We start from the raw sequence: 7,660 nt of genomic DNA, 5'->3' as shown, positions 1-7,660 counted from the left end.
CGGTTTGAATAATAATTCCGTAAATATTCTCAGGAACCATATTTTCGAATTTTCAAAGTCAATCAAAGTAGACAAAGAGGAAGCGAACCATTTCCTTCCCCTCGTACTGGAACTTGACGTATCGAGCATTCCAATGGAAAGGGAAATTGCAAATATCGGTGTCCAGGCAGTCATAGGAGAAGGTGGCGTCACCCTTGTTGGCGCCACATCACAGATAAGCAAAGATGGAAAATACATCGGAAGCACGGTGAACAGGACCACGGAATACTTACTGGAGTATGCAGAACAGACTGCAGTTCCAGCCTTTGCAGCAATGCATAGTGAAGGTTACAGAGGATATATGACAATAGACGTGCTCCTAATCAAAAACGACGGTACTGGAGAAATAAAGGGATATAATATAGATCCAAATGCAAGGTTTACAGCAGGAACTCCTCTTTTGTCACTCCTTCAACATTCAATGAAATTATCGGGTAGAAAACTATACGGTTTTTCATATTCAAATGCGGTGAGAGCCGACGAGGACGTCTTTGACAGAATTAAGGATTATGCAGGTAAATTCCTCTATAGAGGAGCCTCTTCGAATTTCGTGGGAATCATTCCCATTGTGCTGAACGACAAAAAAAACATCGCAGAAAACAAGTATTACCTTCGAACCGTTGTACTATCGGATTCCATTGAAGGAGCCGAAAAAATGTATGCGGAATTTAAAAAAAGACTCATTGCAGACCTGCAATGAGTTTTATCGTCCTACAACCTTGAAAGGCCTTTCTGAAGTTTTGTCTTCCTGGTCCTTTGTAATTCCCTGAACATCCATGAAAACATCTACAATGTCCGGATCGTAGAGTGTTCCGGAGCATCTCTTGATTTCATTTATTACCTCGAATTTCGGCCTCGCTATGCTGTAGATCCTTGCATGGGACATGGCGTCATAAGAGTCCACAACCCGTATTATCCTTGATATGAGGGGAATCTGTTCTCCATTTATGCCACTGGGATAACCTGAACCGTCCCAGTTTTCGTGGTGTGCAAGCACTGCTTCAGATATATACTCAAGGTCTGGAATCCCCCTTAAAATCCTTGCTCCTATTTCACTGTGCTTTTTCATTGTTTCCCACTCGTCTCTGGTAAGCTTCGTAGGTTTCATAAGCACTGAATCAGGGACACTTACCTTTCCTATGTCGTGAAGGTAGGATAAGAGAACTATGCTGTTCATCTGGGAATGGCTGAAACCCATCTTTTCTCCCATCATCACTGCATATTCCTTGATCCTGAGGCAATGCTCCTCTGTTTCATAGGATTTTTCTCCAAGAACGTTCATGAGGGCGTCGATAAGATTGCTCCTTATACTGGTTCCGGCGAGAAGCTTGTTTCTCTGCATGTTTTCCTCTGCATTTGTAATGAGAAGGTCTATGTTTTGAAAATCACTGACCTTCGTTGATATTCCTATGGCAAGGTCCACCTTCATTCCCGGTCTTCCCTTTATGTTGTCATCTATGTATAAGCTTATTTTTTCCGCATCTTTTGTAAGTACGTCAGGCATGTGGACTACAAATTCATCGCCGCTTATTCTGAAGATTGTGGAATTTTCAGGCATGGAGTGTTCTATGGTCTCAACGGCCATCTTTATCTGGTTGTCTCCTTCCTCGTATCCTTCAACTTTGTTGATGGTTCTGAGTCCGTTTATGTCACAGAAGAGAAAGCTGCTCTTTTCCCCCCTCATCTTGTTATGTTCGCGAATAAACTTCTTGAAATAATCCCTGTTGTAAACTCTCGTCAATTCATCATAAATATTTAAACCCCTGGATCCTGAATTTTCAGATTTGCTGGTTATAGTCGTTTCATCGGAAAATATCCCGTCCTTCTCATCGGCAATCACTTCCCTGAAGCACTCCTGAATAATCTCCCTTATTTCCTCACTGTCCTCTTCTCTCAGTTTGTGGCCCAGCTTCCGGGTTATATCATCGTTTCCGGCCATTCGCACTTCAAGTACAATTTTCTCAAAATATATATGCAGCAGCTTTATTACAAAGCCTGCGAGAATAACAATACACAATACAAGTATGAAATTGGTCACAGTGAAAATATAATCATAATAGAAATTTTCCAATATGTTTAAGCTGCTTGTATCAATCATATCATCCTCTTTTTTTAAGTTTTTGTAAAATATATAGGTTTAATTCACGATTTTCTTGATAAACACAAAAAAATTAGGTATAATTCTCATTAGGTGTTAAGAGAATACACCTTTCTTAATATATATCGACAATCTATATCTATACTTTAGAATTAATTATTTTTTTACAATAAATAATCATTACATATCTTGTCATCACCGGAGGATCAAGTTGAGTATAAAGATCATTAAGAACAATTCCATTTCCATCGACAGTCCATATAAGATATTTTCAGGAGCAGCAGGTTTGGCGGAAAGTTATATCCCAGAAATAAAGGAAAACAACTTTGAAGAAGACAGGATTGCAGCTGCACTGTCAAAAGAATCCGAAATTCTCAGAAATGCCAATCTTGAAGCAGATAAAATACTGAATGCTGCAAAAACTGATGCAGCATCATTTTTTGATGAAAAAATCCAGGAAGGATTCATGAACGGCTACAGAGAAGGCCTTTTGAATGCAGAAAAGGAAATGGAAAAAAAGCTTGATGAGCTGGACGAAATAAAGACAATGGCAAAGAGTGAATATGCGGAACTGATCAGGTCCGCAGAGCCAGACATCATAAACCTTGTAATGAACATATCAAGAAAATTTCTTGAGGACAAGGTTGAAAACGACAAGAAAATAATAATTGAAATAGTCAGGGATACAATACTTAAATTTACAGATGCAAACGAACTCACTGTCACAGTGTCATCTCAAGACTATTCTTACGTGTTGGACAACAAGGCTTCCATCATGGCGAAAACAAACAGCCTCCAGTCCCTTGAAATAATCAACGACGACAATTTGAAGCCGGGTAGCTGCCTTGTGGAATCAAAGGATAACAGTGTGGATGCGAGCGTTGACAAGAGGTTTGAAAACATACAGGAAACATTCGAAGAGCTTCTAAAATATGCAAGGTAGCCTGCTCAAGGCAATGATAATTAGCAATAAAAATCTGCAAAAAAGTGGTGAAGACTTGAATTTTGACAAATACTACAATGTTTTAAAGCATTCTGATTTCATAGAATATACAGGATATATAAAAAAAATAGTGGGTCTTACCATTGAATCGAAGGGTCCCGAGGTAAACATCGGAGATCTTTGTTCCATTCACTCAGCAAGGAAAATGATAGATGCGGAGGTTGTGGGCTTCAACGAGAACAGTATCCTCCTCATGCCCCTTGGAAACATGACGGGAATAGGCGTCGGCAGCAAGGTTACTTCAAGACAGGAAACATTAAGCGTCAAGGTTGGAGACGACCTTGTGGGAAGGGTACTTGACGGACTTGGAAACCCTATAGACAACGATTCCCCCGTCAGGTTTACAGACCTGTACACTGTTGAAAAAGAACCTCCAAGCCCCCTAAGGAGAAAAAGGATACTTGAGCCTTTACCCCTTGGCGTAAAGGCCATTGACGGACTTCTTACTGTTGGAAAAGGTCAGAGAATAGGCATCTTCGCAGGAAGTGGCGTTGGAAAGAGCACACTCCTCGGAATGATTGCCAAAAACACCAAGGCGGACGTAAACGTCGTTGCACTAATAGGTGAAAGAGGCCGCGAGGTCAAGGAATTCATAGAGAGGGACCTGGGAGAAGAAGGACTCAAAAACTCCGTTATAATAGTAGCGACCTCGGACCAGCCTGCTCTTGTAAGGCAAAAGGCGGCATTCACTGCCACTGCTGTAGCTGAGTATTTCAGGAATCAGGGAAAAGACGTCCTACTCATGATGGACTCCCTTACAAGGTTTGCAATGGCACAAAGGGAGATAGGCCTGGCCGTTGGAGAGCCTCCAGTTTCAAAGGGCTACACCCCTTCCGTTTTTGGACTACTGCCAAAGCTTCTCGAAAGAGCAGGAAATTCAGACAAGGGATCCATTACGGGAATATATACGGTTCTTGTTGACGGGGATGACTTGACGGAACCCATAACCGATGCTGCAAGGGGAATTCTTGACGGACATATAGTCCTTTCAAGAAAAATCGCAAACAAGGGGCAATACCCTGCAATAGATATTCTTGGAAGCATAAGCCGTGTAATGAACGAAGTTGTCACTGCCGACCACAAGACTGCTGCAAACCGCTTCAGGGAGGTTCTTGCTTCCTATACGGATTCCGAGGATTTGATAAACATAGGAGCTTATTCAAAGGGAAGCAATAAAAAAATCGATTATGCAATAGATTCAATAGACAACATCCTTGATTTTCTGAAGCAGAATACAGAAACCGGATGCAGCTACGATGAAACAGTGAATATTCTTGGGAAGGTGCTTAAATAATGGCAAAATTCAACTTTGAACTTGATACTGTTCTAAATTATAAAAAGCAGTCTGAATCAAACAAAATGAATCAGCTTACGAATGAAATCAACAATCTGAATTTTAAAATGGAAGATCTGGATGAAATAACGGGATGCCTTGAAAATGCAAAAATAAGCTTTGACTCCAACATGAGGGACAATATTTCCATCTTGAACATGCAGACCCATTATTCATATATCAACAATCTGGATAGGGCAAAAAAGAACAAGGAAAAAGATATTGACAATCAGACTCTTAGAGTGGAAAATACAAGAAGGGAACTGATCGACATAGCACGAAGCAAGAAGACCCTTGAAATTCTCGAGGATAAAAAATTTGAAAATTTTAAGAAGGAATTGACAAGAATTGAACAGAACGAGAACGACGAGAGAAGCAGCTACAACCATTCCAGGAAAAACACAATATGATCAACGGAGTTAAATATGAGTGAAATACTTTCACAATCTGAAATCGACACCCTTCTAAATGATATAAACGAGAGAGAAATAGACACCAATTCATTCATTGAGGAAATCGAGACAGAAATAATAAAACTATACGACTTTTCAAGACCCAATATCTTTGGAAAGGACCATCTGAGAACACTAAACATGATTCATGATAATTACGGAAAGGCAATCTCGGAGGTTTTGACAAGGTATTTAAGGTCTCCCTTCCAGGTTGATCTTATCAGTCTTGAAGTATTGACCTACAAGGATTTCAGTAATTCAATACCAATGCCTTCCGTTCTTTCGATTATAGACATGCAGCCTCTAAATGGTTCAATAGTTCTTGCGCTGCCTCCGACAATAGCATATGTCATAATAGACAGGGTTCTGGGAGGTTTCATCGACCCTTCTGAAAAAATCAAGGAATTTACAGAAATAGAGCTTTCGATTCTAAAAGGCATTCTTGAACAGCTGGCAGACGCTATGAAGGAACCATGGGAAAATGTAGCGGATTTACGTCCCTCTCTGGAACGGATAGAAACCAATCCTCAAATCGCCCAGGTTACATCCCAGACCGAAATGGTAATACTTGCCACCTACAAATCATCCATTGAAAATGTTGAGGACCTCATAAACATATGCATACCCCATGTTGTAATTGATCCCATAATGGACAACCTGAGCACCAAGCAATGGTTCGATCAGAGCAAGGAAAACAGTGCAAAGGAAAATGATACAAGTGCTATAAAAGACAGGATCATGAATACGGGAATCGAGGTAAGGGCGGAGCTCGGCAAAAACACCATTTCCCTTGGAGAGCTTACAAACCTTCAGGCTGGAGATGTGATCCCCCTGGGCAAAAACACAAGTTCTAACCTGGAGCTTTATATAGGTGATTCACTTAAATTCACAGGCAAGCCAGGTATAAGGAACTCAAAATATTCAGTAGAAATATCAGAAATAATAAAAAATGACAGGCAGGTATAAACATGTCAAATGAACATTTATCGCAGGAAGAAATAGACAGACTGTTGAACGGAGAATCGACTCCTTCACAGGAAGAACACGACGAAAGTTTTCCAAACTATTCACAGTACGATACTCCCCCTTCAGAGAGTAAAAATATTGAAACTACGGAAGGCTATCCTGAATCAAGCCAGGATGAAATAGACAGGATGTTCAATGAATCCTCAAATCCGAAAAACGGATACGGTTCCGGGAACAGTTATGCTGCAAATAGTGAAAAGGCTGACGATAGGTACTATATTCCAGAGGAGTACAGACTTACGGATTTCCAAAAGGACGGCCTTGGGGAAATTGGAAACATAAGCATGGGAACAGCTTCAACCACCCTCAGTGTCCTGCTGGCTCAGCAGGTAAACATAACCACTCCAGTAGTGTCAGTAACAAACTGGGAGAGTATCAGACAATCCTTCAATGACAAGGTCATACTGGTCAAGGTCAAGTACACAAAGGGACTTTTGGGAAGCAGCATCCTCCTTTTGAAGGCTAAAGATTCCATGATAATATCCGACTTGATGATGGGAGGAGACGGAACGAACACAGAGGACGAGCTTAGCGACTTCCACATTAGCGCCATCAGCGAAGCCATGAACCAAATGATTGGAAGCTCTGCAACTTCAATGTCTTCAATGTTTGACGAAATAGTGGACATATCTCCTCCTGAAGTTTTTTCTAAAATTCTCAGCGAAGAGGACCTTCAATACATACTGAACGACACTTCTTCGAGCAGCTATTTTGTGAAAACAGCCTTCAGGCTTACCGTGGGAAACCTGATAGACAGCGAAATCATGCAAATGCTGGCACTTCCCTTTGCCATAGACATGTTTGATACACTGCTGAACAAGACTGGAGGAGACAAAGAAAACAACATGCCTGAAGATATTTCAGATGAAGCTTTATCCTCTTCGAAACAGTCAAGCACTGCAGACATTCTCCTTAACATGGGGGCAGGCAAGGATTCCGACAAAAGTACGGGAAATGAAGAAATCCATACCCGCCACGATGAAAACATTGTGCAGTTTCCAGCTGAAAAGTCAAGAAACATCGACATGCTTATGGCTGTACCGATGGATATAACAGTTGAACTTGGAAGAGCTGAAAAATCCATCAAGGATATCCTCAACATAGGACCAGGCTCTATATTGGAACTGGACAAGTTTCAGGGAGACAAGGTAGATATCATGGTCAACGGAAAGAAAATAGCCATGGGAGAGGTTGTAGTAATCGATGACAGCTATGGAGTAAGGATCACAGATATTGTGAAATCCAAGGACCGTTTCTAAATTATCATCTGAAAGTTAAACATTATACTCCAATATTATTCAAAAAGCCGTGAGTTATCATAACACTCACGGCTTAATTATTATTTCAAAATTTTATTCATTTCCAATAAAGTTTTACACAGCATCTTTTTTAATTTTTTTCAGTACCTTTTCGATAAATATAGCTGCAAGTATGGGATCAAACTGGGTACCGCTGCATCTTTTTATTTCTTCTATTGCTTCATCATTGGTCATAGGCTTTCTATTCTTGTTAAATACAGTCATACTGTCATAGGCATCTGCAAGGGTGATAATCCTTGACACATATGGTATTTCTTCTTCCTTGAGTCCTTTTGGGAATCCCTTTCCGTCCCATCTCTCATGATGTGCAAGAACGTATTCTGCAGTTATTGAAAGACTGTTGACAGAGCTCAATATGTTGTAACCAATGTCCGGATGCCTTCTTAGCTG

General features: G+C 40.6%; 8 protein-coding genes. 6 read left to right on the top strand and 2 right to left on the bottom strand.

Annotated features, from left to right (window positions below; genetic code table 11):
• Window positions 1-739, top strand: a 739-nt coding sequence (locus AC3AX0_RS04140) for a hypothetical protein (protein ID WP_487549042.1), incomplete at its 5' end; no start/stop codon positions are given.
• A 3-nt stretch (window positions 740-742) separates the two neighbouring features.
• Here AC3AX0_RS04140 and AC3AX0_RS04135 read toward each other — a convergent pair.
• Window positions 743-2,137, bottom strand: coding sequence for a bifunctional diguanylate cyclase/phosphohydrolase (locus AC3AX0_RS04135; protein ID WP_487549041.1), 1,395 nt, complete (start codon window positions 2,135-2,137; stop codon window positions 743-745).
• A gap of 211 nt (window positions 2,138-2,348) precedes the next feature.
• Here AC3AX0_RS04135 and AC3AX0_RS04130 point away from each other — a divergent pair, with 211 nt between their 5' ends.
• Genes AC3AX0_RS04130 through fliY form a run of 5 tightly spaced genes read left to right on the top strand, consistent with a single transcriptional unit; the run spans window position 2,349 to window position 7,210 of the window.
• On the top strand, window positions 2,349-3,080 hold the full coding sequence (locus AC3AX0_RS04130; RefSeq protein ID WP_487549040.1) for a FliH/SctL family protein: 732 nt from the start codon (window positions 2,349-2,351) through the stop codon (window positions 3,078-3,080).
• 13 nt (window positions 3,081-3,093) lie between these two features.
• Entirely contained in the window at window positions 3,094-4,434 is a 1,341-nt protein-coding gene (gene fliI / locus AC3AX0_RS04125) for a flagellar protein export ATPase FliI (RefSeq protein ID WP_487549043.1), read from the top strand.
• Complete coding sequence (gene fliJ, locus AC3AX0_RS04120) at window positions 4,434-4,883, top strand: flagellar export protein FliJ (protein ID WP_487549039.1); 450 nt, start codon at window positions 4,434-4,436, stop codon at window positions 4,881-4,883. The genes fliI and fliJ overlap by 1 nt, the downstream gene beginning before the upstream one ends.
• Before the next feature lie 15 nt (window positions 4,884-4,898).
• Entirely contained in the window at window positions 4,899-5,891 is a 993-nt protein-coding gene (gene fliM, locus AC3AX0_RS04115; RefSeq protein ID WP_487549038.1) for a flagellar motor switch protein FliM, read from the top strand.
• Window positions 5,892-5,893: 2 nt separating this feature from the next.
• Window positions 5,894-7,210, top strand: coding sequence for a flagellar motor switch phosphatase FliY (gene fliY, locus AC3AX0_RS04110; RefSeq protein ID WP_487549037.1), 1,317 nt, complete (start codon window positions 5,894-5,896; stop codon window positions 7,208-7,210).
• A 114-nt stretch (window positions 7,211-7,324) separates the two neighbouring features.
• On the opposite strand, the gene AC3AX0_RS04105 is transcribed toward fliY, so the two are convergent.
• The coding region (locus AC3AX0_RS04105; RefSeq protein WP_487549036.1) for an HD-GYP domain-containing protein at window positions 7,325-7,660 on the bottom strand (336 nt) is incomplete at its 5' end.

It is taken from the genome of Dethiosulfatibacter sp., from assembly GCF_983023055.1.
This window is presented reverse-complemented; position numbering and strand designations above follow the sequence as displayed.

Bases quoted from the DNA above. Each gene is read 5' to 3' on its own strand.
- fliI (WP_487549043.1), top strand. From the start codon at position 3,094: ATGATAATTAGCAATAAAAATCTGCAAAAAAGTGGTGAAGACTTGAAT.
- fliM (WP_487549038.1), top strand. From the start codon at position 4,899: ATGAGTGAAATACTTTCACAATCTGAAATCGACACCCTTCTAAATGAT.
- fliY (WP_487549037.1), top strand. From the start codon at position 5,894: ATGTCAAATGAACATTTATCGCAGGAAGAAATAGACAGACTGTTGAAC.
- fliJ (WP_487549039.1), top strand. From the start codon at position 4,434: ATGGCAAAATTCAACTTTGAACTTGATACTGTTCTAAATTATAAAAAG.
- AC3AX0_RS04135 (WP_487549041.1), bottom strand. From the start codon at position 2,137: ATGATTGATACAAGCAGCTTAAACATATTGGAAAATTTCTATTATGAT.